The sequence below is a fragment of the Parabacteroides sp. genome, from assembly GCF_977054455.1.
The window spans coordinates 22,466-46,894 of record NZ_CDRTCT010000020.1; the positions used below are offsets into that span (position 1 = coordinate 22,466).

At 41.0% G+C, this 24,429-nt stretch carries 27 protein-coding genes; 24 read left to right on the forward strand and 3 right to left on the reverse strand.

Annotated elements, in window-relative coordinates; genetic code table 11:
• Positions 1-71 precede the first annotated feature (71 nt).
• The 9 genes from ccsA to ACW6QF_RS11320 all read left to right on the forward strand — a co-directional run bounded on the left by ccsA (position 72) and on the right by ACW6QF_RS11320 (position 10,831).
• Positions 72-2,507, forward strand: coding sequence for a cytochrome c biogenesis protein CcsA (gene ccsA, locus ACW6QF_RS11280; RefSeq protein WP_456087905.1), 2,436 nt, complete (start codon positions 72-74; stop codon positions 2,505-2,507).
• A 74-nt stretch (positions 2,508-2,581) separates the two neighbouring features.
• Complete coding sequence (locus ACW6QF_RS11285; protein WP_008148365.1) at positions 2,582-2,896, forward strand: hypothetical protein; 315 nt, start codon at positions 2,582-2,584, stop codon at positions 2,894-2,896.
• A gap of 35 nt (positions 2,897-2,931) precedes the next feature.
• Positions 2,932-3,948 carry a dihydroxyacetone kinase subunit DhaK gene (locus ACW6QF_RS11290; RefSeq protein WP_298554631.1) on the forward strand — a complete coding sequence of 339 codons (1,017 nt, stop codon included), beginning with the start codon at positions 2,932-2,934 and terminating at the stop codon, positions 3,946-3,948.
• A gap of 7 nt (positions 3,949-3,955) precedes the next feature.
• A complete protein-coding gene (locus ACW6QF_RS11295; RefSeq protein ID WP_298554553.1) occupies positions 3,956-4,570 on the forward strand; it encodes a DAK2 domain-containing protein in 615 nt (204 codons plus the stop codon).
• A 58-nt stretch (positions 4,571-4,628) separates the two neighbouring features.
• The gene (lsrF, locus tag ACW6QF_RS11300; RefSeq protein ID WP_456087906.1) at positions 4,629-5,501 is read left to right on the forward strand and encodes a 3-hydroxy-5-phosphonooxypentane-2,4-dione thiolase; all 873 of its coding nucleotides are present in this window, start codon (positions 4,629-4,631) and stop codon (positions 5,499-5,501) included.
• Positions 5,502-5,507: 6 nt separating this feature from the next.
• Positions 5,508-6,395, forward strand: coding sequence for a beta-propeller domain-containing protein (locus ACW6QF_RS11305; RefSeq protein ID WP_298554548.1), 888 nt, complete (start codon positions 5,508-5,510; stop codon positions 6,393-6,395).
• Positions 6,396-7,145: 750 nt separating this feature from the next.
• Entirely contained in the window at positions 7,146-9,068 is a 1,923-nt protein-coding gene (locus tag ACW6QF_RS11310; protein WP_298554545.1) for a UDP-N-acetylglucosamine 4,6-dehydratase family protein, read from the forward strand.
• Positions 9,069-9,098: 30 nt separating this feature from the next.
• On the forward strand, positions 9,099-9,902 hold the full coding sequence (locus ACW6QF_RS11315) for an AAA family ATPase (RefSeq protein WP_456087907.1): 804 nt from the start codon (positions 9,099-9,101) through the stop codon (positions 9,900-9,902).
• Entirely contained in the window at positions 9,899-10,831 is a 933-nt protein-coding gene (locus ACW6QF_RS11320; protein WP_456087908.1) for a DUF4435 domain-containing protein, read from the forward strand. Before ACW6QF_RS11315 ends, ACW6QF_RS11320 begins: the two co-directional genes overlap by 4 nt.
• Before the next feature lie 108 nt (positions 10,832-10,939).
• Here the strand turns inward: ACW6QF_RS11320 and ACW6QF_RS11325 are convergent, their stop codons facing one another.
• The 3 genes from ACW6QF_RS11325 to ACW6QF_RS11335 all read right to left on the reverse strand — a co-directional run bounded on the left by ACW6QF_RS11325 (position 10,940) and on the right by ACW6QF_RS11335 (position 12,452).
• The gene (locus ACW6QF_RS11325) at positions 10,940-11,446 is read right to left on the reverse strand and encodes an N-acetylmuramoyl-L-alanine amidase (protein ID WP_456087909.1); all 507 of its coding nucleotides are present in this window, start codon (positions 11,444-11,446) and stop codon (positions 10,940-10,942) included.
• Positions 11,447-11,507: 61 nt separating this feature from the next.
• Entirely contained in the window at positions 11,508-11,999 is a 492-nt protein-coding gene (locus tag ACW6QF_RS11330; RefSeq protein ID WP_298554532.1) for an HU family DNA-binding protein, read from the reverse strand.
• A gap of 225 nt (positions 12,000-12,224) precedes the next feature.
• Positions 12,225-12,452 (reverse strand): DUF4248 domain-containing protein, encoded by a 228-nt coding sequence (locus ACW6QF_RS11335; RefSeq protein WP_298554528.1) that lies wholly within the window; start codon positions 12,450-12,452, stop codon positions 12,225-12,227.
• A 156-nt stretch (positions 12,453-12,608) separates the two neighbouring features.
• On the opposite strand from ACW6QF_RS11335, the gene ACW6QF_RS11340 reads away from it, so the two are divergent.
• The 15 genes from ACW6QF_RS11340 (at position 12,609) to ACW6QF_RS11410 (ending at position 24,418) form a co-directional block, all read left to right on the forward strand.
• The gene (locus tag ACW6QF_RS11340) at positions 12,609-12,983 is read left to right on the forward strand and encodes a hypothetical protein (RefSeq protein WP_456087910.1); all 375 of its coding nucleotides are present in this window, start codon (positions 12,609-12,611) and stop codon (positions 12,981-12,983) included.
• Between the two features lie 148 nt (positions 12,984-13,131).
• Positions 13,132-13,485: a hypothetical protein gene (locus ACW6QF_RS11345; RefSeq protein ID WP_298554523.1), complete on the forward strand. Its 354-nt coding sequence runs from the start codon at positions 13,132-13,134 to the stop codon at positions 13,483-13,485.
• An 87-nt stretch (positions 13,486-13,572) separates the two neighbouring features.
• Positions 13,573-13,869 carry a nucleotidyltransferase family protein gene (locus tag ACW6QF_RS11350; protein ID WP_456087911.1) on the forward strand — a complete coding sequence of 99 codons (297 nt, stop codon included), beginning with the start codon at positions 13,573-13,575 and terminating at the stop codon, positions 13,867-13,869.
• A complete protein-coding gene (locus ACW6QF_RS11355) occupies positions 13,862-14,266 on the forward strand; it encodes a HepT-like ribonuclease domain-containing protein (protein ID WP_456087912.1) in 405 nt (134 codons plus the stop codon). The genes ACW6QF_RS11350 and ACW6QF_RS11355 overlap by 8 nt, the downstream gene beginning before the upstream one ends.
• A 168-nt stretch (positions 14,267-14,434) precedes the next feature.
• Positions 14,435-14,851, forward strand: coding sequence for an endonuclease/exonuclease/phosphatase family protein (locus ACW6QF_RS11360; RefSeq protein WP_456087913.1), 417 nt, complete (start codon positions 14,435-14,437; stop codon positions 14,849-14,851).
• 12 nt (positions 14,852-14,863) lie between these two features.
• Complete coding sequence (locus tag ACW6QF_RS11365; RefSeq protein ID WP_456087914.1) at positions 14,864-16,171, forward strand: nucleotide sugar dehydrogenase; 1,308 nt, start codon at positions 14,864-14,866, stop codon at positions 16,169-16,171.
• A gap of 199 nt (positions 16,172-16,370) precedes the next feature.
• Positions 16,371-16,616, forward strand: a complete 246-nt coding sequence (locus ACW6QF_RS11370; protein WP_456087915.1) for a hypothetical protein — start codon at positions 16,371-16,373, stop codon at positions 16,614-16,616.
• Between the two features lie 14 nt (positions 16,617-16,630).
• A complete protein-coding gene (locus ACW6QF_RS11375) occupies positions 16,631-16,786 on the forward strand; it encodes a hypothetical protein (protein ID WP_456087916.1) in 156 nt (51 codons plus the stop codon).
• A 62-nt stretch (positions 16,787-16,848) separates the two neighbouring features.
• Positions 16,849-18,072, forward strand: a complete 1,224-nt coding sequence (locus tag ACW6QF_RS11380) for a hypothetical protein (RefSeq protein ID WP_456087917.1) — start codon at positions 16,849-16,851, stop codon at positions 18,070-18,072.
• 1 nt (position 18,073) lies between these two features.
• The gene (locus tag ACW6QF_RS11385) at positions 18,074-19,066 is read left to right on the forward strand and encodes a hemolysin activation protein (RefSeq protein ID WP_456087918.1); all 993 of its coding nucleotides are present in this window, start codon (positions 18,074-18,076) and stop codon (positions 19,064-19,066) included.
• Position 19,067: 1 nt separating this feature from the next.
• The gene (locus tag ACW6QF_RS11390; protein ID WP_456087919.1) at positions 19,068-20,006 is read left to right on the forward strand and encodes a hypothetical protein; all 939 of its coding nucleotides are present in this window, start codon (positions 19,068-19,070) and stop codon (positions 20,004-20,006) included.
• Positions 20,007-20,014: 8 nt separating this feature from the next.
• Positions 20,015-21,151 (forward strand): glycosyltransferase family protein, encoded by a 1,137-nt coding sequence (locus ACW6QF_RS11395; RefSeq protein WP_298554498.1) that lies wholly within the window; start codon positions 20,015-20,017, stop codon positions 21,149-21,151.
• A 103-nt stretch (positions 21,152-21,254) separates the two neighbouring features.
• Positions 21,255-21,689, forward strand: coding sequence for an acyltransferase (locus tag ACW6QF_RS11400; RefSeq protein ID WP_298554495.1), 435 nt, complete (start codon positions 21,255-21,257; stop codon positions 21,687-21,689).
• 3 nt (positions 21,690-21,692) lie between these two features.
• Complete coding sequence (locus tag ACW6QF_RS11405) at positions 21,693-23,201, forward strand: oligosaccharide flippase family protein (protein WP_298554492.1); 1,509 nt, start codon at positions 21,693-21,695, stop codon at positions 23,199-23,201.
• 2 nt (positions 23,202-23,203) lie between these two features.
• Positions 23,204-24,418, forward strand: a complete 1,215-nt coding sequence (locus ACW6QF_RS11410) for a glycosyltransferase (protein WP_298554489.1) — start codon at positions 23,204-23,206, stop codon at positions 24,416-24,418.
• Positions 24,419-24,429 lie beyond the last annotated feature (11 nt).

Here is a 24,429-nt window from a genome sequence, read left to right on the forward strand (position 1 = left end):
CCGCCGGTTATTTCATCAAACGATTAATCTGCGTACATTTGCCGCATCTGTGAACTCTAATAAAAAAGTAAATGAAAACAAATCTCGAAAGATTTTTCTCCTCCTTTGTAACGACGATCGTCTTGTTACTGATTTATGCCTTTGGCCTGGCCGTTGCCACTTTCATCGAAAAGTATCACGGTACAGCAGCAGCCAAAGCAATGGTTTATTATTCCCCCTTGTTTTTCCTGCTCCAATTCCTTTTAGTCGTCAATTTTATCGCGGCTACGATCAAACACCAATACCTGAAACGTGGCAAATGGGGATTGATCCTGACGCATTTCGCCTTTATCGTCATCCTTCTCGGCGCCCTGACCTCTTTTCTTTTCGGCGAAGAAGGAATCCTGCATCTGCGTGAAGGGGAGACAAGCAACCAGATTGCTGTCCGCACTTCCGATAACACGACTTTTCATACCCTGCCTTTTTCCGTTGAACTGAAGAAATTCACCTTGACCCGCTATCCCGGTTCCGCCAGCCCTTCTTCCTACGAGAGCGAAGTGATCGTCCATGTGGACGGGAAGGACCGCGAAGAGCGAATCTTTATGAATAACGTATTGGATGTAAAAGGCTACCGTTTCTTCCAGGCTTCATACGACCAGGACGAACACGGAACCATCCTTTCCGTCAACCGCGATGTGGCGGGACGGAACATCACCTATACCGGATATCTGTTGCTGGTCATCGGCCTGATCCTTTGTCTGGTCGGTAAGGACTCCCGCTTCATGCGCCAGAGCCGTCGCCTGAAAGAACTGCGTAAGGCGGCCCATGTAACGGTCATGTTGCTTGTGCTCCTTGCTGTTTCCCTGTCCGTACATGCCGGCGGGAAGACTTCCCCGATGCTCGATGCCGTGCAGAAATATGCGGTGAGCCCGGAACATGCCGCTCGCTTCGGCGCCCTCCCGCTCCAGTCCGGTAGCGGCCGTATGATGCCGGTCAACACTTTCTCTTCGGAGATTCTCCGTAAGCTCCATAAGTCGGACAAGATCGGTCAGTTGAATTCCGACCAGTTCCTGTTGAGCCTTTTAGCTATGCCGGATATGTGGATGCGTGTTCCTTTCATCGCCCTGTCCAATCCCGAACTGGCCGCCTACTATGACCTGACCGACGGTGAATGTGCCTATATTCAGGTATTCGACAGCAACGGCAATTATAAATTGCAGGAAAAGCTGGAAGAAGCCTATAACAAGATGCCTGCCCGGCGGACCCGCTTCGACAAGGATTTGATGAAACTGGACGAGCAGTTGAACATCTTCCACCAGTTGGTCAACCACCAAATGCTGAACCTCTTCCCGAAAGAAGATGATCCGAATCATAAGTGGTATGCCCCCGGTGACGATCTTTCTGCCTTTAGCGGTAAAGACTCCATGTTCGTCTCCCGCATTCTCGACTGGTATTTAGGCGAAGTGCAGGAAGGATTGAAGAGCGGCGATTGGGCGAAAGCCGATGAAGTGGTCGGCATGATCGACACCTACCAGCAAGCCAAGAACAAGACGCTCGATATCAGCCCGAAGCGTATGCAGGCCGAACTGAAATATAACAAGATGGATGTCTTCCGCTATTGCAAGATCGGGTATCTGGTCTTGGGTGGACTGTTGTTGGTCCTTTCTTTCGCGATGCTGTTCCGCCGGAGCCGTTGGATGAAGGTTGCCGTATGGCTGTTAGGAGCCGGCGTACTGGTCGTTTTCCATTATCATATGTTCGGTATGGGGATGCGCTGGTATATCGGCGGCTATGCTCCCTGGAGCAACTCCTACGAGACGATGGTCTACGTGGGGTGGGCGACTGTTCTTGGCGGGTTGTTGTTCGCACGTCGCAGTACGATCACCTTTGCGCTGGCTACCCTGTTCGGCGGTATCATCCTCTTCGTGTCCGGTCTGAACTGGATGGATCCGGAGATCAATCCGCTCGTACCGGTCCTGAAATCGCCGTGGCTGATGTTCCATGTGGCGGTCATTGTCGCCGCTTACGGCTTTTTCGGCATCGGTTGCCTGATCGGGTTGACCGATATGGTGATGATGTCCGTCGCCGGAAAGAAGAACAAAGGGATATTGAAAGCCCGCATCACCGAATTGAGCATTGTGGGTGAGATGGCGCTGTGGGTGGGGCTTGCCCTGATGACCGTCGGCACTTTCCTCGGTGCTGTCTGGGCGAATGAGTCTTGGGGCCGTTATTGGGGCTGGGACCCGAAGGAGACTTGGGCGCTGATCACGATGGTTGTCTATGCCGTAGTGACTCATCTCCATTTAGTGAAACGTTGGAATAACCTCTGGCTGTTCAACCTGGCATCCGTGATCGCATTCGCCTCCGTGCTGATGACTTTCTTCGGCGTCAATTATTTCCTGAGCGGAATGCATTCATACGGTCAAAATGATAATGTGCATGGAATATTCACCTATCTTTATATCGCCTTAGGGGGAGTCGTTGTCCTGGCTGTCCTTTCGTACAGGAGATGGAAGACGGAGGTGTAAAACATATATGTTTTGAATTGGAGAGAACTGATAACGAATAAAAATAGTACGAACACTTAAAAATTTAATTAGTCATGAGAACATTTAATCACGTCGGTATCGTAACGACAGAACAAGTAGAAGGGGCTATGTTTAATGAAGGCCTGAGTGTATGGTTGACAGACTATAGCAAAAGCCCGAACCGCATCGAATTCCTGAAATTCGAAGAAGGCAGTTGTCTGCCCGAACTGGTACAGAAACAGGGACACATCGCTTACACTGTTCCTTCTTTGGAAGAAGAACTGAAAGGCAAGAAAGTAATCTTCGGCCCGGCCGTATGCGACGAACACCTGACGATCGCTTTTATCGAAGAAGAAGGTATCGCCATCGAAATCATGGAAATCAAATAACAACATTAATAACTCAAATGAAGGAGGAAAATACCATGTCAGACATCAAGACAAAATTTATAAATGATCCTGAACAGATAACACCCGAATTGTTGGAAGGTTATGTATTGGCATACCCGGACCAGGTGAAATTAGGTGGCGAAAACATCGTTGTACGTGCTAATCCGAAGAGTGAAGACAAAGTCGCTATCGTCACATTGGGCGGTTCCGGCCATGAACCTGCATTAAGCGGATTCGTAGGCGAAGGTATGCTCGACTGTTCTGTTGTGGGCGACATCTTTGCCGCTCCCGGTGCACAGCGCCTGTTCCAGGCTTTGCAGTTGATGAAACGTGAAGCCGGTATCCTGTTAGTTGTCCTGAACCACTCCGGCGACGTGATGAGTGCGAACATGGCTTGCCAGTTGGCAGAACGCGTAGGCATCAAGGTAAAACAAGTACTGACTCACGATGATATCAGTGCCGGTATCGGCGCTAATACCGAAGATCGCCGCGGTCTGGCCGGTTGCGTGCCTTTGTATAAGATTTTGGGTGCCGCAGCTGAAGAAGGCAAGACACTGGATGAACTGGTTGAGATCGCCGAACGCTATAACCGGAACGTCGCTACCTTGGCCGTTGCCATGCGTTCTTGTACGCATCCGCAGAACGGCGGTACGATCACCGACCTGCCCCAGGGCATCATGGAGATCGGTATGGGCCAGCATGGTGAAGGCGGTGGCGGACAGAAACCGCTTGTATCTGCCGACGATACCGCTGCCGAGATGGTAGACCTGCTTTGCCAGCAGCTCAAACCGAAAGCAGGCGACAAGATGATGCTTATCATCAACGGCGTAGGAGCGACTACCCACATGGAGCTGAATATCATCTTCCGTAAAGCCTACAAAGAGCTGGAAGCCCGTGGCCTCCAGGTTGTCGTAAGCCGTATCCAGGAAATCCTGACCGTACAGGAACAGGCCGGTTTCCAGATGATCATGGCTATCCTCGACGAAGATCACATCGACTATCTGAAGAACAAACGTGCGGATGCACCTTACTGGACAACAATCGGTAAATAAACGGGATATGAAACAACTGACGATCGAGAACTTCAAGGCGATGCTCGACAACGCTTTGAAGAATATCAAAGAACGCGAAGACGAATTTTCTAAGCTGGATGCGGTTATCGGTGACGGCGATCACGGTCAGGCAATCGTGACAGCCATGTCCGCCATCGTCACTACGGCTCAGAAAGGAACGGAGTTCAAAGCCATGCTGAACGATATGGGCTTTGACGTCATGTTGCAGGTAAGCGGTTCCACCAGTACGCTGTTGGGTGCTTTCTTCTTAGGAATGAGCGACCATGCTTCCGGAACGGAATTGGATGCGGCCGGAGTGAAAGCCATGTTTGCCGGCGGTCTTGCCAATGTGCAGAAACAGACGAAAGCCCAGAAAGGCGACAAGACCATGATGGACGCCCTGATCCCGGCCGTAGAGGCCATCCAGGCATGTCCTTCGGACGACATCAAGGAAATCCTTGAAGCCGGAGCAAAAGCCGCACTTGCCGGTGCCGCTTCGACCGTGGAAATGAAAGCCAATTTCGGCCGTGCCCGTAACTATGGAGAACGCTCCATCGGTTATGCCGATAGCGGAGCCACCTCCTGGAGTTGCATGTTCGAATCGTTTGCACAAGCGCTTTGAGAAATTAAAAATTAAAAATTAAGAATTAAAAATTAAGCATCAAGAAAGGAAAAAAGCTATGCCAGATATGGATGGGTTCAGAGAAGCGAACAATTTCGGTTTCGGACAGACTTCTCAATTTGACAATTTTCATGTAAAAGGTGCGTCTAACTACCCCTGGGGTATGAAAGACCGTCTTTCCCGTATCTTCAACCCGAAAACAGGCCGTGCCGTCATGTTGGCATTCGACCACGGGTTCATCATGGGGCCGACTTCAGGTTTGGAACGTATCGACCTGAACATCGTTCCCCTCGTGCAGTATGCCGACTGTATCATGTGTACGCGCGGTATCTTGCAGACTTCCATTCCTGCCAACATCAACAAACCCGTCTGCCTCCGTTCGGATGCCGGTTCTACGATCCTGACGGAGCTGAACCGTAACGTCCTGATCGATGTGGAAGATGCGATCCGTTGCAATGCTTCTGCTATGGCAGTCATGTTTTCGGCCGGCGACGGCGAACAGGAAGCCATCACGGCTGCTAACTTGGTGGAAGCTGTCGATATGGGTAACCGCTACGGCATCCCCGTCATGGGTGTGACGGCTGTCGGCAAACAGATGGCACGCGACTCCCGCTATTTCGCATTGGCTTCACGCGTATGCGCCGAAAACGGTGCTTCTATCGTGAAGACTTACTACTGCGACGGTTTCGAAAAGGTTGCTGCCGCTTGTCCGGTTCCCGTAGTGATCGCCGGAGGTAAGAAACTGCCTGAGAAGGAAGCGCTCGAACTCTGCTACAACGCCGTTAACGATGGAGCTGCCGGTGTCGATATGGGACGTAACGTGTTCCAGAGCGAAAATCCGGCTGCTATGATCCAGGCTGTACACGCTGTCGTACACGAAGGTCTGACACCGGAACAAGGCTTTGAAATGTTCAAGGATTTGTCAAAATAAGAAGTCATGCGTAAATTATTTACCTATCTCTGTTCCGCATTGCTGTTAGTGACCGCTACTTCCTGCGAGAAGAAAACAGAAAAATTGCTGTTGGGCGGTTCCGGTTGGAACAAGATCGTGATCATCGATAAGAACACCAAACAAGTAGAGTGGGAGCATCCCCTCGAAAAGGGCTGGGAATGCAACTCTGCCGTTGCCACTCCCGACGGGAACATCCTCTTTGCCTATGCCAGAGGTGCGAAGTTGATCGATCGCAACCATCAGGAGATTTGGAATATTGCCGCTCCCGATACTTGTGAGATGCAGACAGCCCGCGTATTGCCCGACGGTAACTATCTGTTAGGCTGGGTGGGTCATCCGGCTGTCATCATGGAAGTGAGCCCGAAGGGAGATATCCTGTCGCGTACCGAATATGAGACAGGCATCGAACATCCGCACGCTCAGTTCCGCCAGTTGAACAAGAACGGACGCGGTAACTACCTAATGCCCCTTTTTGCCACTTCCGACGTACGCGAGATCTCTCCGGCGGGCGAAGTCGTGAAGATCACCCGTCTCGAAGGAACGCCCTTCACAACATTGGCGTTGGCTAACGGGAACCACTGGGTAGCCTGTGGCGACGGCCACTCCCTGATGGAAGTGAACCTCGACAATGGCGAAGTAGCCCGTCGTTACGGTGAGAACGATATCAAAGGTGCCCGGCTGTTCTTCGTCGCCGGCCTACTTCCTGCAAAGGATGGCGGCCTGTACGTCTGCAACTGGCAGGGACATGACAAGAATGCCGTAGAGGCCAATAGTCCTCAGGTATTCGAAATCAACGATAAAGGCGAAGTTATCTGGAGCCTGAACGACAACGAAAAGTTTGGTATGATTTCTACGATTAGCACAATAGAATAGACCGTCTTTGTTTTGAATCTGAAGAAGGGTATGTCATTAATTTGATATGCCCTTTTTTTATTTAGCTCTTCCTTCCTCCATTTTTCTGAAAAAGAGATTAAAACTATCAATCTCTACTAAGCTCCGTAAATATAAAATGACTAAAAAAAACGTACGTTTTTTTTAGTCATTTTGAGGGAGCAAATATACTTAAAATCTTTGAATTTCAAATATTCTTATTTGTTTTTTATTTTCCTGTCAATCAGATGTATCAATGAATAGATCTGATACTCCCTGATAATCAAGTATTAACAATATTTCATAAATAAAATGACTAAAAAAAACGTACGTTTTTTTAGTCATTTTGATGATGCTTAATATTCATATAATCAGATTGTTACGTTTTTCCTGCTTCTGGGACTGACGAGTTTCCGTATGGAATAGGTTATATGATAAATATCTGCAAATCAATGCTTTGTGATTAGTCGTTAACAAAGGAAAAATCAAGATCGAGTATCTTTCATTGTTATACGGCTAAAAAAAGTAAGCAGTGTTTGCATTATTTAGAAATAGTATAGTTAAGGACAAGATGATAGTAAAATATTATTCATCGCAAAAAGGTATTAATACCTTTTATCATATGCTTCAAGCATATGATATCACAGTAATCGGTGATATTTTATTTTGAGATTTTGTAACCAAGATTATTCGATGTACGTTGCCCATTGGGACTGACGAACTTTTGTATGGGGTAATTAATTTTTTAATCATATGAAAATCAGTTGTTTAGTATTAAGTCTGACGCGAGGAAAATATATCAATCGTTGGGTTATTCTCTTGATTGATCTGTTTCTTTCCGTGTTTTCGACCATCACTTCTCTGGCTTTAATCAGTTACATTTTAGATCATGATTATTCCAACTTGGTTATATTCCAAGTTTTTTTAGTCTCGTCGTTTTGTAGCATTATCAGCTTCTTTATTTGTCAGACCTATAAAGGAATCATCCGTCACTCCGCTTTCACCGAGACAGGACGTATTGCTATGGCCTCTTCCCTGAAAGTAACGATCATTCTGCCTGTCCTTTTCCTGGTGACCGATGCCTTTTCCTTCCGTAGTTTCCTGTTGGGGAGTGTGATCGATTTCTTTCTCACCTTCTTTATCCTGACAATTTTCCGTGTCTTCTTGATCACAACCTATACTTTTATGGTGAGCAGCATGACTTCCCACAGCAAGGATAAACTTTTGATTTTCGGGCATGAAAAATCTTCTCCGGCATTCTTGAACGATTCGTTTTTATGTGAAAACTCATCCTATCAAGTTGAAGGTTTTCTCTGTTTCGGGCCGAAAATCTCCATGCGCATAGGAATCTATAAAGTCTATTTTGTATCTGACCAGGCAGAATTCAACCGTTTGGTGAACCGCTATAACATCAAGGCCATTCTTTTTACCGATTATAAGGCTGTAAAAGAGGAAAGCGAACACCTTGTCCGTTTCTGCGAGAAAAAGAAGGTCCGCATGTTGCTGTTACCCTCCATAGATGAACTTCGTGGAGGTAAAATACAGTTGCGCACCCTTCCTGAAGTCCGTATCGAAGACTTGTTGGGACGTGAAGAAATCCGTATTAACATGACGGAGATCGCCAATTCCCTGAAAGGCAAAACCGTTTTGGTCACCGGTGCCGCCGGTTCCATCGGCAGCGAACTTTGTCGCCAGCTCTGCCATTTCGACCTGAAGCAATTGATCTTGTTCGATAGTGCCGAAACCCCGATGCACAACATCCGGCTGGAACTGGAAGAAAAATTCCCCGATGTCGAATTTACTCCTGTCATGGGAGACATCCGTATGATCCACCGCGTCGAAAGCATCTACCGGCGTTTCTGCCCTCATATCGTGTTTCATGCAGCCGCTTATAAACATGTGCCCTTGATGGAAGAGAACCCGTGCGAAGCTGTCCATACGAATGTTTACGGTACGCGTAACATGGCCGATATGGCAGTTAAATATGCAGTAGAAAAATTCATCATGGTCTCGACCGATAAAGCCGTCAATCCGACCAATGTCATGGGAGCCTCCAAGCGTTTGGCTGAAATGTATGTACAAAGCCTGAGCATCGCCATCAGCAAAAGCAAGCATCCCGGCAAGACACGCTTTATCACCACCCGGTTCGGCAATGTGTTAGGAAGCAACGGCTCCGTCATACCCCGTTTCCGCGAGCAGTTGTCTAAGGGTGGCCCTCTGACTGTCACTCATCCCGACATCATCCGCTACTTCATGACGATCCCCGAAGCTTGCCGCTTGGTTTTAGAAGCCGCCTTTATGGGGAAAGGTAATGAAATCTTCGTGTTCGATATGGGGACCCCTGTGAAGATTACCGATCTGGCACGGCGCATGATTGAACTGGCAGGTTTTATCCCCGACGAGGATATCGAGATCAAATATACCGGCCTTCGTCCGGGCGAAAAACTGTACGAAGAACTTTTGGCAACGAAAGAAAATACATTACCTACGGAAAACGAAAAGATCTACCGCGCCCAAGTCCGGGAATACGATTACGAAGACATCTGTACGGTCATGAACCCCTTGATCGACCTCGCAGTCAGAGTAGACAAAATGGGTACCGTCCGGATGATGAAAAGAATCGTACCAGAGTTCAAGAGCAAGAATTCGATATATGAAGCGCTTGATAAAGAATAAAATCCCTATCTTTGTAAGAAAATAACTTAGATGGTAATACAGCAAATCGACATAAAGGGACTTTGGAATGGAGTTGCGGATATCTGTTGGAAATCAGTTGATCCTAAGGTGAATATTTTGGTCGGTAATAACGGATCAGGTAAAAGTACGCTGTTAAAAATACTCCAACTCCTATTGTCCGGTGATGCGAAAGCGATTAAAGGAATAGAAAAAGTAACTTTACAAACTACCTCTGGCAATGTGGTCTTTGAAGAAAAAGCCAAACCTCAGATTATAGGTACATCATTCGAGGTACATTATGTGAATACGTTCGATATACCATCATCAAAGAAAAGTGCGCAATCCCAGTTGACACAACAGTTGGATACATTATTATATCAAAGACAGAAAGAAGTTTACTCTTTTACGGATTATCGCTTGTCGATGACAAATCCGGATTTGGATAATGTCAGTCAATCCCGTATAGATGATTTATTTAGTATAATCAATGAATTGTTTTCAACGACAGGGAAAACAATTCGGATCAATGAGCGGAATGAAATAGTCTTTGACAAAAAGACAACGGTATTGACCCTCGAACAACTCTCCTCCGGAGAAAAGCAGATGTTGATCCTTCTGTTTACTGTTTTTCTGATGAAGCAAAGATCTTCTGTTCTGTTATTGGATGAGCCGGAGATATCTTTGCACATGGCATGGCAGGATAAACTGATTGAAAATTTGCTTGCTATTAATCCTAATTGCCAAATTTTCCTGACAACACATTCTCCAAATATCTTTGCAGATGGCTGGGGAGATAAGTTAGTATTTATGGGAAATATAATGCGAGAAAAATGAGTCAGGAAGAATCAGAGTTTTATAAGTTAGAAGCGAAACGCTATAAGGCATCGTTATCGGTAAATGGACATTTGGCGGTCGTTTATTTGGAAGATAAAGGTGATGAATGTTTTTGGGCTGCTGTTTTAAAACATTATAAAGCTGATAGTTCATTCTATTTCAGGTTTGGTTCACGGGAAACAGGAAGCGGATGCCAACAATGTTTGAAATACAAAAAACATTTGGATAAACAATTTCTGATTGCAATAGACAGTGATTATCGGTATTTGCTGAAGGAAGCCGATGTGGATGTTGCTCATTTTGTATTGCAGACTTATACCTACTCGTTTGAAAATCATTACTGTTACGCGAAGAATCTTCAAAAGGCTTTACGTTTGGCTTGTAACGATGATAAGGTGGATGATTTATTCTCTGTTTCGGAATTTCTAAGGCAATATGGCGAAATCGTTTATCCTTTATTCCTTTATCTTTTGTACGATATGCGTACGAAAAAGCATGTTTTTCTCAAAGATGAATTTCATCAACTATTAGGAACTCAGACGAAAGTGAAACAAAGCGTGGAAGACAATGGTAAAACTTTATTGGATAGCCTTCATCAGACATTAAATAAGAAGTTGTCTGAATTGAAAGCCTTATTTCCCGATTTTACCCAGGAGGCAGAAGCCTCTTTGTATAAAGAAGCAGGATTACATAAAGACACAGCTTATCTTTATGCACGCGGACATAATTTATATAATATCATTGTCTCGTTGGGGAAAGAAATTGTGAATTATCACATACGTGAAGAAAAGAAGAAATGCGAAAAGAAACATCATAAAGCAATTTATGAGAGGCATTCGGATTTTGAACCAATTCTTCGATCTCAACTGCTTTATAATTATCCTGAAATGGAAAAAATAGGGAAAGATATAAAGAAAATTTGGCAGTAAAATCGGTAAGCATTTAAATTAGGGCTTTCTCATAAAATCCCGAAGAACCTGCCGGATAGGATGCAAGGCATCCTGGCGGCAGGCACATTCCCCGGAATCATTTTTAGTTTAATGGAACAAGTTGCGATATTCATCACACGGGCAGCACGGGCACGCATTCCCGATGCCGGGCAGTTCGCTATGGCCTGTGATCAGCGCTTTGGGAAAAACTTTGTGGAGTTTCCACAAGAGTTCTTCCAGCCGGGCTTTCTGCTCCGGAGTACGGGTGTCGGCAGGAATGCCGTTCTCATCCAGTCCTCCTTCGTAACAGATGCCGATACTGCAACGGTTCAGTCCACGTATATGGGCACCCACCTCCAGCAACTTCCGGTGTCGGGTCAGGCTGCCGCTCCGGCGGATGTAGAAGTGGTAACCGATGGTACGGAATCCGCGTGCCTTATGGTCGCGCAGCATTTGTTCCACCGGATAGTCACGGTCACAACGGGTGGCGGAGCAGTGGATGACGATGAAGCGGACCGCGTCTGCCCCGCTCATCATCAATCCGCTTTCCACTTTGGTCAGCAAGGTACGTTCGTCACATACCTCTTCACCGCCGACCAGGATAGGAAAAGTCATTTTTTTTGAAGGATTCATTTTAGTTCGGATTTTGAAATTAGTCATTAAAAATAAAGTCTCATCAGAGTTCGCCGGGTCTTTCTTCCTCCCCGCCATCCGGTGTGGTCAAGTCTACCGAAGCATCACCGGACTTGATTGCTTTCAATACCAGGCGGGCGACCTTGCGCGATGGAACCGCATTGAACGTAGCGTCGGCCAACAAGTTACTGAAGCGTTCGCCGGGAGTCCAATTCACCGTTACAGCCACGATGTGCGTGTCCGTCTTGAACTCAGCCGCACTCTCAGCGCCGGTACTTCGGATAGCAGCCGAAAAATCTCCGAGGTCTCCCAGTTTGATGAGTACCCCGTTCAAGAGATTCTCCCGCATGCAGTCTACCGCCATAGTCAGGATCGCCGCAATATCCGCACGGCTGTAGACACATCCGTGAGTGGCGATATGTTCTGCGAACTGGTTGATGTTCATTGTCCTGCTGCTTTGCGCGCAGGCATACGCCTTTTTAGGGTCATCTTTTTTTTGAGGATTCATCCTCATTACAATACTGTAGTTAATCATACGCTTAAAAAATAAGTTGTTAATAAAATGTTACCTCTGCGATCGAGTCAAATGAAGATGTATGATCTTTACGCGGAAGATGTGTCATCTTATCCATGCAAGATGTATCATCCTATTGCCATAAGATGCTACATCTTACAAAAGCATCTGACTTACGGAAGCGAAGGTAGACCGTCGGGAGGCAGCCGGAAGTCGGGTTATTCGCTTCTGTTGCGTCTTTTTCGTTTACGGTTCGCCAAAAATCTCCACCAATATGCGTACCTGTCGTGGCGTGAATATTTTACTATGCGTGCGGTAGCCCGTCTCGCGAAGTCTCTCCAACACTTCTCCGTTTCGCTTCATCCACAAGCGGAGGTTAGAGACGGCAGAATCGACGGTTGGCGTTTCAGGGAAATAGAGACTTGCCAACTCGCGTTTGGAGTAAGGGCGGATTCGGAATGTTGTTTCGTACATGGCTTGAAAATTTTTAAGTGTGAATAATCAGGTTTGGGATACAAGTATCCGTTATAAAACCTTATGCAGGCAAAAGTATTGCCGTCCCGTTAAGTGGGCAACAGTGATAAACCGGTGATGAATCAGTGGTAAACATCCGATAAAAAACAAAAGAATATGGAACATTCAGATTGTACTTTTAATATAAGCGGTGGAAACGTGCAAGTGTTGCCTAATGCAACCACGGCCATACAAAACATCTACGAGCAGACCGATTGTGAAGAAGACAAGGTCCTCGCTCCATATATCCATGACAAGGTCGAAAGGCGCAATTATGTGCTGCGGATCAAATCGTGCAGTGATTCCGTCACGTTGTGCAAAACAGTACTTGCCGATCTGTATAACGATGTGTTGGGCGACTGCATCAAAAGCCGGGATCTGGTCAAAGGCAAGGAGTTCATCACGGCTATCAAACCTCTGTTGGCATTCGAATGTGGAGTGGAGAATCTCCGCATTGCCATTCGTAAATATGTATTAGGTGAAATAAAATAATAGATAGGTAATCATGTTCCCTTTTTTGTTTGCAGAACCGCTAATAGCCACTACTATTGCAGCATTTTTGCTTTCTCGCAAAAATAATGAAATTGAAGAAGAAAAGGATTGTGTTGAGTCATCAGCGTCTCGTTTGGACTTGCAATCCATGCAAAAGAAAAAATTAAGCGAGTTGCTGAATGAGATGACCCTGGAAGATCTTCTGGCGGTCATCAAAGAGCAGACGGAGTCCAATGCGCAAAACATCGTCGAACAAGTCTCGGAGAATCTGGATGCCATATACACAGACCAGATTGCTAAAGCGCAGGATTTTGTCAACGGAAGTGCGAATCTGAACATCCATGCCATACGTGAATTGCTTCGCGACCTGTTGCCGGAACGTTACCATCCTGCCATAAAAAAGATCAAGCCGGGACAAAGTGTCAAGACCATCATCAATATAGCCGGAGGAAACAACCAGGTGTTACCCAATGCAGAGAGCGGCATATTCAACCGAGATTGAATTTGTATGGCTATGAATCATGATTTCGGTATATGAAGTATTGGACAAAGAATAAAATTTCTATCTTTGTGGAAAACAATAGGGAATATGAGAACTACGGAGGAATATTTAAGTATACTGAGAGACAAAAAAGAATATTTGTTTCGTAAATATCAGATTAGCAATCTGGGTTTGTTCGGATCTGTAGCGCGTCATGAACAAAAGGCAGATAGCGATATTGATATTTATTATGAGAGTTCTAATATGAGCTTGTTTACATTATGTCGTTTAAAGTCTGAGCTTGAAAAACTCTTAGGCTGTTCTGTAGATTTGTTTCGTAAACGCGAATCCATTGCAGGAACCCGTATGGAAAAGTCTATAAAAAAGGATTTGATTTATGTATAACGGAAAGAATCCTGAACGGATTTTAGAGTTGATAGATATGATGATCGATTCAATCCATGTTATACAGGTTCATACTCTTCATATAAAGAATGGCAATGATTTTTTATTGAATCCGGATGATATGTTTGTCTTGGATGGGGTTTGTATGAAATTGATTTTTATCGGTGAAAGTGTAAAAATGATAGATAAACTTTCCGAAGGGAAATTATTTCCTTTATATCCTTCTATTCCCTGGAGAGAGATTATGAAATTGAGGGATGTGATAGCACATCATTACTTTAAAATTGATGTCGATATTGTTTTTTCAACAATGAAAGGAGATTTACCTCTTTTGTTAGAAACGCTATCCTTAATGAAGGAAAATATTTTGAATATACGATTTGGTAACGTTGAATAATACCCTGCTTCTATTTTTTGCGGTATTGTCTATCATCTGTTTGGCCGGAGGCTATTACGCCGATGGAATCTGTATTGACATAAGCCGGCTGTAACTGAGCAAGGAGGAACCCCTCTGACCGTAGTCACCTACAACGCCAGCCATTTCTATTGGAACAGAAAGTACACAATGAACGAAGCCGCCGCTTATATCAAGCAGCTACAACCCGATATCATTTGCTTCCAAGAAGCCCCCGGCGACGGGTATTACCATTGGGACAGTATCTGGCAAGCATTCGATTATGTATTGTATAAATATATCAGCCGGCGTACGGACCATTTACCGACTACGATCTACAGCCGTTATCCGATCCATTCGGTAAAAGCTCTGTATTATAAGAATTCCAGTCATCGGTTACGGAAAGGCCTGACAGATGGTTTCCGTGATTGTGGAAGTGGCTACCAATATACCTTCCGTCAGTTATACAAACTCTGGCGGATTGATTACGTTTTCTATTCGGAATCGTTGAAAGGTCGTGCATGCTATTCTCCGGAAACATCTTATAGCGACCATAATATGGTGGTTTGGAAAGGAATAATAAATTAAATCTATTTTATAATGAAAATTGCAGTAGCAGGAACAGGTTATGTCGGTCTTAGTATAGCGACTCTTTTGGCACAACATCATCAAGTGACAGCAGTCGATGTTATTCCTGAGAAAGTGGATATGCTGAATCGTAAACAGTCACCAATCCAAGATGAATATATTGAGAAATATTTGGCAGAAAAGCCGTTGAATTTAATTGCTACACTTGATGGTGCAAAAGCCTATCAAGATGCCGAATTCGTGGTGATAGCTGCCCCTACCAATTACGATCCGGTCAAGAACTATTTTGATACGCATCATATCGAAGATGTGATCGACCTAGTGTTAAGTGTCAATCCCAATGCAGTCATGGTGATTAAATCCACCATTCCGGTAGGTTATTGCCGTAGCCTGTATGTCAAGTATGCACGTAAAGGAGTTAAGAAATTCAACCTGCTGTTTTCACCGGAATTTCTTCGTGAAAGCAAAGCACTCTATGACAATCTTTATCCAAGTCGTATAATTGTGGGCTATCCCAAAATAATTAGCAACGATCAATTTGGAGAAGAAAACGAAGCGATCAAAGCTATTGCCGATATCCCTGCACTGGAAAAGGCCGCCCATACATTCGCCTCTCTTTTAGAAGAAGGAGCTATCAAAGAAGATATCCCCATACTTTTTATGGGAATGAAAGAGGCAGAAGCGGTAAAGCTTTTTGCCAATACTTACCTCGCCCTGCGCGTTAGCTATTTCAATGAATTGGATACATATGCAGAGGTGAAAGGTTTGGATTCACAAGCCATCATTCAAGGTGTAGGCTTAGATCCCCGTATCGGTACGCACTACAACAATCCGAGTTTTGGATATGGTGGCTATTGTCTGCCGAAAGATACGAAGCAGTTGTTAGCCAACTACCAAGACATTCCTCAAAACATGATGAGCGCGATTGTCGAGAGCAATCGGACACGAAAGGATTTTATTGCCGACCAAGTGTTGCGTAAAGCAGGCTATTATAATTATAGTTCAGTAAATGGTTACCATCAAGAGTTTGAAAAAGAAGTGGTAATAGGAGTTTATCGGTTGACGATGAAATCAAATAGTGATAATTTTCGTCAGTCTTCTATTCAAGGGATAATGAAACGAATTAAGGCTAAAGGAGCCAAAGTGATTATATATGAACCGGCCCTTGATAATTATACTACTTTTTTTGGCAGTAAAGTTGTTAATGATTTGGATAAATTTAAATTGTTATGTACGGCTATCATTGCTAACCGTTATGATAATTGTTTGGACGATGTAAAAGAAAAAGTATATACAAGAGATATTTTTCAGAGAGATTAATACTTTGTAAATAATCAAATTATTGGTATGAATAGAATTATAAAAGTTATTACTACTCGTGTAAAACGTTTATATTATAAAATAAGTGTGGTGATAATAATATTAAGAGAATCAATTTTTTTATATAGGCTTTTTTAATTATGATATTGTACAGATAATCTAATTGTCAAGAGGAAAGAGGTCAAAAGAAGTCTATGTTATGATTCAAGGTAATAATCATCGACTGATTATTGATAAGGGTGTTGTATTTAACAAAGGACAAATATGGTTTGAAGATCATGATTGCGGAATTTATATTGGTGTGGGATCTACTATTGGGGAAGCATTCCTTGCCGTTGCAAAAAGTGGTAGTAAAATTTTTATTGGAGAGGATTGTATGTTCTCGCAAGGTATCCATGTTGTGATTACAGACTCTTTATTAAGCTGGATTCAAGCGAACGCATAAATCCAACAAAGAAAGTGTTGATAGGTGATCATGCTTGGATTACTCGTGGAGTGACAATAAATAAAAGAGTTACCATAGAATCAAATAGTGTTATTGCAAATAATTCAGTTGTGACAAAATCTGCCCCATGTAATTGTATTGCAGGAGTCTACGAATATAGTAAAAAATAACATCAATTGGTTAAGAAAACGGATTTAACCTATCGTAAAGCCTAATAAATTATCATATAAACATGCAACAATCAAGCTTAAATTCATTTTTTTATATATTTTCTGTTTCTGTTTTGTCGGCCATTTATATATTACCTGCTGTTAGAATAGGTTTCGACTATACAACGTTGGCTGTCATATTACTTATATTCTATACAGTCTTTATATTTAAGTTGGAAAGTTTCATTCCAATAAAGACGATAGTATTAAATTTATTACCTTATATGTTGATTTCTTTTTTTGTTGCTAAATCGGGAAACTTTAAGTTGGGCTTTTTACATCCATTATTAATAACATGGTGTATGTTGTTTCCTGGAATTTTATGTAAGGATATAATTAGTCGAGGTAATAAAAAAGAAATAGCTGTTATTGCTATTATTACTATGTTAATGCTGTTATATATCATGTATAACACAATAGGTGCTTTTGCATATTCATCGAATATTATGCGTAGCTTGACTGCTGTTAGTATAATGGACGATGAACTTAGGATTAGTTATGCTCTTGCAAATATTGGAGGTTTTGGTATTGCTTATGGATCTGGAGCCGTTGTTGTGTTATTGATCACACTTATTGTTAATAAACTTCAAAGAAAGAGCCTGAGGCTAATAACCTATCTATTACTTGGATTCTTCTTATATTTTGTCTTAAATGCTCAGTTTACTACATTGTTGTTGTTAACTGCGTTTTGTTCGATTCTTTCTTTATATTATTCTGAGTATGGACAACAAAATAAACAGCAGTTGATAATTTTAGGTATTGTTCTGTTGTTTTTGACTCCCATGTTACTTCAATTTGTAGCAGATCTATATGAGGGGACAACTATAGGCTACAAACTAATACGCTTTAATAAATCTATGTTTGGTGGTGGAGATGTAACTGAAGCTTCAGGTCAGCGCAGTAAATTTCAAATAGACGCTTTTAAATTATTTTTAAGAAGTCCAATTTGGGGATCTGATGTTACTGAAAATATTGCCAATGCAACAATATACGGAGCTTCTCATTCTACAATGTTAGGTGTTGCGTGTGCTACAGGTCTTATTGGACTTATTTCATATTATAGAACATATTGGGCAATTTTGAAACCCATATTTAAAGACTACGCAAGCAATGGAAAACAGTATGTAGCTCTTGTATTATATTTTTTTAGTTTTTCTTTTTTCAATCCATCTGAGACATCTGAAGCTTGTTGGATAATATTTTTGATAGTACCACTGTTATTTAATCTAATTAAAAGTTATAAGTAGTATGAATGGTGAGATTAAACCGTGGAAAAATGATGTAAATGTTTTAATCATATTTTTTGTTAGGGACGATGTTTTAGAAAAAACTTTTGAATCTGTTCGTTTGGCTCGACCTCGACGACTCCTATTATGGCAAGATGGTGCGCGTGAAGGTCGTCTTGACGATATAGAATGTATAGAGCGTTGCCGTAAGATTGTAGAGAATATCGATTGGGATTGTGAAGTTTATAAGAATTACCAAACACAAAACTGGGGATGTGATCCTTCTACATTTTATAGTCATAAATGGGCATTTTCTATTGTTGATGAGTGTATTATTTTGGAAGATGATTGCGTTCCATCACAGAGTTTTTATCCTTTCTGCCAAGAACTCCTCGAACGTTATAAAAATGATATTCGTGTGAATCGTATATGTGGTATGTGTAATATTGCTGACTATGCTTCTCCTTATGACTACCTTTTTTCAAAAGCAGGTTCTGGACCAGGATTTGCTACATGGAAGAGGGTTGCTGATTTATGGGATGAGCAATACACTTTTCTTGATGATGAATACTCCATACGTAAGTTTGTGGCACTAGAAAAATCAAAAGATGACGTTTATGTCAAGGTGTGTCAATCACATCGTGAAAGTGGTAAACCTCATTGGGAAACTATTTGGTCTTTTGCTTCTGTATTGAATAATCAATTGGTGATTATTCCTACTAAAAATCTTGTTCAGAATATTGGAATTGGTGTACAAAATAGTACGCATAGTAATACAAATTTGGAGAAAATTCTTCCATCATTGAGACAAATTACATATCAACAATCTTATGATTTGAAGTTTCCAATAAAACATCCACATTATGTTTTTGAGGATGCAGAGTACCAACGCCAAAGAATGCGTCTTTTAGGAAGAGATACATATATTAATCATTTGTATGTGAAAACCAAGATTCTTTTATGGAGGTTAACTCATGGTGATTTTACCAAAATCATAAAAAAAATATTCCGCTAGCATGTATAAGAAATTGTTAAGTTTACTTGAATCTATAAAGCATACAAAAAGGTCACGTTTCAAATTAATTAGAGGATTTGATCATTATCGATATGTTGTTATTTGTTTGCTTGAGAATTTGCTTATTAAATATGTTGATGTTTCAGATTGTAGGTTAGAACAATGTGAGGGAATTAATGTAGTTTGTTCACTTACCTCATATCCTGGTCGTATCAATGAATGTTTCTATGCCATCAAGTCTATTTTGTTGCAATCTGTTAAACCTAATAGGGTGGTTTTATGGTTGGCTTCGTCTCAATTTCCTGATAAGAAGTTACCTAATGCATATCAGTTGTTGGAGAAAATTGGAGTAGAGTTTCGTTTTTGTGATGACTTGAGATCACACAAAAAATATTTCTACATACTTCTAGAGCAAAGACCTTACGAGTTGGTAATTACGTTTGATGATGACATAATCTATCATCCTGATACGATTAAGCGTGCATTGGAAACACACAATTTGTATCCAGATTGTATAGTCTGCAACGAAGTAAAGATACTTAAATTGAATGAAAGTGGTGATTCTTTAGCTTCGTATAATGTATGGCAAAGAGCATCAAACGGACATAAAATGCCTGATATTTTTAGGTATTCGATAATGACAGGAAGTGGGTGCTTGTATCCTTATGGAATAATGCCTATACAAACATTTGATGAGGAGAAAATCAAAAAGTTTGCATTTACAGCAGATGATTTGTGGATAACTTTTACAGCTAAAGCTTTCGGAATTCGTGTCGCACCGACAGATATTATGGCAAAAACATATACTACAGTAAGTAATTCTCAAATGACTCATTTAGCGCAGATAAATTGTCTTAAAACTGGAAATGATGATACTGTTAATCAGATGTTTGAACTGTATCCACAAATGAAAGAAAATCTTCTTAAGGCTTTAATATGATACATTATATGTCAATATGGGGTGAGAATAAGCTCGGCAGAAAGTTGGCCTATTCTCCTGCTGGCCTAAAAAAAGCGAAGTATATTGTAGATGTACTTTCACGTATAGATAATACGAAAATTGTATCATTTGCAAGTGGAGGTCGGGAATGGAACGGTTTCTATTATAGGTGCATTCAAAAAATGAATGATAATATAGATATCGAGTACTGTTTTACATTTGGCTCATCAAGTAAATATCTGCGAATGATAGAGCGTTGGTTTAATATTCTGCAAATGGCTCTTTATCTAATTAAAGTTCCCAAGAATGACATCGTAGTCTTTTATCATGAGAGATATTTTCGTCATGCCATTCGATTTTTGAGATTATTTCGGTCAACACCGAAGATAATATTGCAAGTAGAGGAACTGTACACATTAGCAGGAAATCATCCTCAAAGCATGATTGACACAGAGATAAAGTCAATCAAACGGGCAGACGCTTATATTCTTGTAAATGATGTAATCTCTTCCGTACTTCATCTGAACTCAGATAAGCCCTCATGTGTGTCATATGGTTCCTATTTGGTCAATGATTATGTTAGCCGAAAATACTTTGATAATAAGGTACATGTGGTATATGCCGGAATCTTTGATCGTATAAAACGGGGTGCAGAGATGGCCGTTAACTCTTGCCAGTATCTTCCCGAAAATTATTGTGTGCATATTGCAGGTTTTGGTAAACCAGAAGATATCAATTACATAACTTATTTAATAGAGAAGATAAAGACTATCAGTAAATGTGAGATTATCTATGAAGGGTGCTTGAGTGGAATTGACTATGATGATCTTCTTGCTAATTGTTCTATTGGTCTTTCTACACAGGTTTCAGGAGAGCTTAAATACTCAGATACGAGTTTTCCTTCTAAAGTAATAAATTATCTTTCATATGGACTTACTGTGGTATCCACAAAGATTATAGTATTAGAAGTTTCTAAGGTTTCTGATCTTTTATCTTTTTATTCGGATGATACACCACGAGCTATTGCTGATGCAATACTTAATTGTCCAATATTAGATAGAAAGCTAGCTATTCGGAGAATTGTTGAACTTGATAGTTCATTTGAGAAACAATTAAAAGAAATAATTTTATGCTTAAGAAAATAATCCAAAAATTTATAGCAAAGTTATATCACTATGCATTAGCCATTGATAGAAGAATGTATAGGTTTTATATTGCTGATAAACAGGTATTTAGTAATATGGGGGGGTGAATTTACGTGGTAAGATACATTTATATAGTAAAAATATATCTGTTGGAGAAAGTGTATCCCTTTGGCCTGATGTATATTTCTCGGGAGAAAATATTGTAATTGGAAATAATGTACAGATTGGATATGGTACAATAATACATTCTTCAAAAGGTGTTATTATTGGTTCCAATACGCAGATTGCAGCTCAATGTTATATCATTGACACTAATCATGGAACTGCTTATGGCGAGTTGATGCAGAAGCAGCCTTTACAGTCTGAATCTATAGAAATAGGGGAAGATGTATGGATTGGAGCTCAATGTACTGTTCTGAAGGGAGTAAAAATAGGTTCACATGCTGTAATAGCTGCAAATTCTGTAGTTAATAAGGAAGTCCCTCCTTATGCTATAGTTGCAGGAACTCCAGCAAAAATTTTAAGATTTCGAAATTAGATAATGTCTAGTTCAAAACAACTTAAATGGGGTATATTGATATCCTATGTAGCTATAGGTATTAATATATTAACGGGATTGTTATATACTCCATGGATGATTCATTCAATCGGTAGAGAAAATTTCGGTTTGTATACTTTATCTCTGTCTGTTATATCACTTTTCGTTTTCGACTTCGGTCTCAGTGCGGCTGTAACTAGATTTATTGCAAAGTATGTAGCAGAGGGGCGATTGGAGAAAGCAAATCAATGTTATGGTTTGGTATATCGTTTATATATTGTTTTGGATATCCTTTTACTGGCTATCCTTTTGGCTATATTTTTCTTTATACCTCAAATTTACCAAGAACTAACACCTGACGAAATTGAGAAGTTTAAGGTTGTATATTGTATAACGTCGTTATATAGCATATTTTCTTTTCCATTTATTCCTCTCAATGGTATATTGATGGCGTATGAAAAAGTTATTCAATTGAAGCTATGTGATGTGTTTCACAAGTTAATTATTGTGGGAGCGATGTCTGTATGTCTTATTATCGGATTAGGACTTTATGCCTTGGTTGCAGTAAATGCTGTTTCTGGTATCGTAACTATAGTCTTAAAGCTTTTTTGTGTCAAAAAATATACTAATCAGAGCGTAGATTGGAAGTATTTCAATCAAGTAGAGTTTAAAGAAATAGTTGGTTATTCAGGGTGGGTGACGATTATCTCATTAGCGCAAAGATGTGTATTTAGTATTGCTCCCTCTATATTGGGTGCGTTATCTGGATCTACTTCGATTGCAATTCTTGGAATTGCAATTACATTAGAAGGTTATACTTACACAGTTGCTAATGCAATGAATGGTGTTTTTCTTCCTAAAATATCTAAAATTATGTATCAAGGAGACGGTGATGTGTTGCCTTTGATGGTACGAGTTGCTCGTCTTCAGATATATGTTATAGGTTTGGTTGTTTTAGGAGTTGTTTGTTTTGGACGTAGTTTTATAGATTTGTGGGTTGGGGATAGTTTTACAGGGAGTTATATATGTGCTATATTAATTATTGTACCTTCATTATTTCAATTGCCACAAGAAATAGGACTTCAAGCTATTCATGTAAAGAACAAAGTAAAACCTCTTGCAAGGGTGTTTGTCTGTATGGCAATCATCTCTTTAGTGTTTAGCTTGATGTTGGCAAAACCATTTGGTGCAATAGGTATTGGGATTTCTGTGTTTTTGGCGTATATTTTACGTACAATAGGAATGGATGTAATACTGTATCGATATTTAAATATTAATGTTTTCGTATTTTTTAAGGAATCTTTTGTAAAACAAGCAATTCCTTTATTTATCTGTCTTATTGTAGGTTTGGCTATTGAAAATTTTTTATCGGTTGCAGGATGGATAGGATTTATTATTAAGGGGGGAATGTTTTGCGTGTGTTATGGACTTATTAACTATACTTTGGCAATGACTGACTCTGAGAAACAATTAATCCTCGTTTTTATAAGTAAAGTATTCAAACTTATATAGATATGAAAGTCGTTCAAATAAATGCAGTATATGAGTATAGCAGTACAGGGCGTACGACCATGGAGATGCATGAGTATTTATGTTCCCAGGGTATAGAATCTCATGTATTTTGTACAAACAAGAGTATACCAGAGAATAATGTCAATAAGATAGGAAATAATAGAGACTATAAGATACATTCACTTCTATCTCATTTTACAGACGGTCAAGGATTATATTCCAAGAAATCTACGAAGAAACTCCTAATCAGATTGGATGAAATCAAGCCAGACATAATTATCTTGCGTAATCTTCATGCTAATTATCTCCACTATCCTTCTCTTTTGAAATATATTGCAGATAAGGATATTGCTACTATCGTCGTACTTCATGACGTATGGACTTTCACGGGACATTGTTGTTATTATACTGCAGACAATTGTGATAAATGGAAGACTTTCTGTCATCATTGTCCAGCTCTTAACAGCTATAATAAGAGTTGGTTTTGGGATAATTCATCATCTAATTTTAAGAAGAAGATGGAACTGTTTCGAGCTATTCCACGTTTGTCGGTAATCGGTGTGTCAAAATGGGTCGCAGATGAAGCAAGGCAGAGTCCTATGTTTGTCAATGCGAAGTATATTGATTATATATATAATTGGATAGATTTGAAGAGTTTTTTTCCACATGATGCTTCTGCTATTCGCAAAAAATTTAATTTGAAAGATCACTTTATTGTAGTAAGTGTAGCTCAAGGGTGGTGCAAAGGAAAAGGACTATTTAAAATTTTTGAGGTAGCCAAACGTCTCCCTGATGTATTCTTTGTTTTAGTAGGATCTATGGCTTATACGGGGAGCGTACCTGATAATGTGATTTCCGTGGGTGTAACTTCAAATGTAACAGAGTTGGCTCAGTATTACTCTATGGCAGATGTATTGCTAGTATGTTCTGTTCAGGAAACCTTCGGTAAGGTGTCGGCAGAAGCTCTCTCCTGTGGTATTCCAATATTAGCAAATAATGCGACAGCCAATCCTGAGATCGCAGGTAAAGAGTGTGGAATGTCATTTGAAAACAATGATGTAAATCAGATTGTTGCTGCTATCGAAAAGATACAGGCCGTGGGAAAGCAAGCATATTTTCAAAAATGCGTTAATCGTGCTACCACTGAGTTTAATTTTGATATTCAGATTCAGAAATATATGAAATTGTTTAAGAATATGACTTTCTGGAAACAATAATTGATTTATTG

Coding starts and splice junctions, on each gene's coding strand:
- ACW6QF_RS11315 (WP_456087907.1), top strand. CDS start 9,099: ATGGTAATACAGCAAATCGACATAAAGGGACTTTGGAATGGAGTTGCG.
- ACW6QF_RS11295 (WP_298554553.1), top strand. CDS start 3,956: ATGAAACAACTGACGATCGAGAACTTCAAGGCGATGCTCGACAACGCT.
- ACW6QF_RS11290 (WP_298554631.1), top strand. CDS start 2,932: ATGTCAGACATCAAGACAAAATTTATAAATGATCCTGAACAGATAACA.
- ccsA (WP_456087905.1), top strand. CDS start 72: ATGAAAACAAATCTCGAAAGATTTTTCTCCTCCTTTGTAACGACGATC.
- ACW6QF_RS11350 (WP_456087911.1), top strand. CDS start 13,573: ATGAGAACTACGGAGGAATATTTAAGTATACTGAGAGACAAAAAAGAA.
- ACW6QF_RS11340 (WP_456087910.1), top strand. CDS start 12,609: ATGGAACATTCAGATTGTACTTTTAATATAAGCGGTGGAAACGTGCAA.
- ACW6QF_RS11285 (WP_008148365.1), top strand. CDS start 2,582: ATGAGAACATTTAATCACGTCGGTATCGTAACGACAGAACAAGTAGAA.
- ACW6QF_RS11310 (WP_298554545.1), top strand. CDS start 7,146: ATGAAAATCAGTTGTTTAGTATTAAGTCTGACGCGAGGAAAATATATC.
- ACW6QF_RS11410 (WP_298554489.1), top strand. CDS start 23,204: ATGAAAGTCGTTCAAATAAATGCAGTATATGAGTATAGCAGTACAGGG.
- ACW6QF_RS11370 (WP_456087915.1), top strand. CDS start 16,371: ATGATTCAAGGTAATAATCATCGACTGATTATTGATAAGGGTGTTGTA.
- ACW6QF_RS11325 (WP_456087909.1), bottom strand. CDS start 11,446: ATGACTTTTCCTATCCTGGTCGGCGGTGAAGAGGTATGTGACGAACGT.
- ACW6QF_RS11385 (WP_456087918.1), top strand. CDS start 18,074: ATGAATGGTGAGATTAAACCGTGGAAAAATGATGTAAATGTTTTAATC.
- ACW6QF_RS11345 (WP_298554523.1), top strand. CDS start 13,132: ATGCAAAAGAAAAAATTAAGCGAGTTGCTGAATGAGATGACCCTGGAA.
- ACW6QF_RS11395 (WP_298554498.1), top strand. CDS start 20,015: ATGTCAATATGGGGTGAGAATAAGCTCGGCAGAAAGTTGGCCTATTCT.
- ACW6QF_RS11305 (WP_298554548.1), top strand. CDS start 5,508: ATGCGTAAATTATTTACCTATCTCTGTTCCGCATTGCTGTTAGTGACC.
- ACW6QF_RS11360 (WP_456087913.1), top strand. CDS start 14,435: ATGAACGAAGCCGCCGCTTATATCAAGCAGCTACAACCCGATATCATT.
- ACW6QF_RS11320 (WP_456087908.1), top strand. CDS start 9,899: ATGAGTCAGGAAGAATCAGAGTTTTATAAGTTAGAAGCGAAACGCTAT.
- ACW6QF_RS11390 (WP_456087919.1), top strand. CDS start 19,068: ATGTATAAGAAATTGTTAAGTTTACTTGAATCTATAAAGCATACAAAA.
- ACW6QF_RS11335 (WP_298554528.1), bottom strand. CDS start 12,452: ATGTACGAAACAACATTCCGAATCCGCCCTTACTCCAAACGCGAGTTG.
- ACW6QF_RS11405 (WP_298554492.1), top strand. CDS start 21,693: ATGTCTAGTTCAAAACAACTTAAATGGGGTATATTGATATCCTATGTA.
- ACW6QF_RS11380 (WP_456087917.1), top strand. CDS start 16,849: ATGCAACAATCAAGCTTAAATTCATTTTTTTATATATTTTCTGTTTCT.
- ACW6QF_RS11355 (WP_456087912.1), top strand. CDS start 13,862: ATGTATAACGGAAAGAATCCTGAACGGATTTTAGAGTTGATAGATATG.
- ACW6QF_RS11365 (WP_456087914.1), top strand. CDS start 14,864: ATGAAAATTGCAGTAGCAGGAACAGGTTATGTCGGTCTTAGTATAGCG.
- ACW6QF_RS11330 (WP_298554532.1), bottom strand. CDS start 11,999: ATGATTAACTACAGTATTGTAATGAGGATGAATCCTCAAAAAAAAGAT.
- lsrF (WP_456087906.1), top strand. CDS start 4,629: ATGCCAGATATGGATGGGTTCAGAGAAGCGAACAATTTCGGTTTCGGA.